Annotated in this window: 1 protein-coding gene; it reads right to left on the bottom strand. The window is 66.6% G+C overall.

The window, feature by feature from the left end; genetic code table 11:
• Positions 1–37: 37 nt before the first annotated feature.
• Positions 38–446 (bottom strand): hypothetical protein (locus tag AC3A6B_RS29895; RefSeq protein ID WP_487840250.1); only part of this gene is annotated, 409 nt, incomplete at its 5' end.

Here is a 446-nt window from a genome sequence, read left to right as displayed (position 1 = left end):
GCGCGCAGGCAGCCGAGCTGCCGGGCGCTGGACGCAGTTACGCGCGAGGAGGTTTGTGGGGAACGCGAGGCGAGACGGTGGCCATCGCGTGCAGAGGCTCAGCCAGCTCGGCCTGCGGGAGACCGTGAAGAAGGGGTGTGCCGAGCGTTGGCATCATGCCGACCGAATGACACGCAGCGCAGCTGCCGCATTTGTGGAACGCATCGGACTGGTCGGCATGCGCGCTCAGCGCGTCGTGGCGGTCTGCGCTATCGTCACCGCTCACATTCACATGCTGATGCTCGGCACCTTGCACCGAAGCATGGTTGTGCTGGCTGTGATCGTGCGCCACGCCCGTGCTCAGCTGCGTCGGCTCAGGCGTGCAAAGCGCCATGGCCGCAGCCGCGTAGCCCTGGAAGGGCACCGCGAGCATCATGAGCCACAGCAGGATTGCGCGAAAGCTGGTC

The organism is Variovorax sp. Soil_C_33 (genome assembly GCF_057656935.1).
The sequence above is the reverse complement of the archived record's forward strand: the minus strand, read 5'-3'. Positions and strand labels throughout refer to the sequence as shown.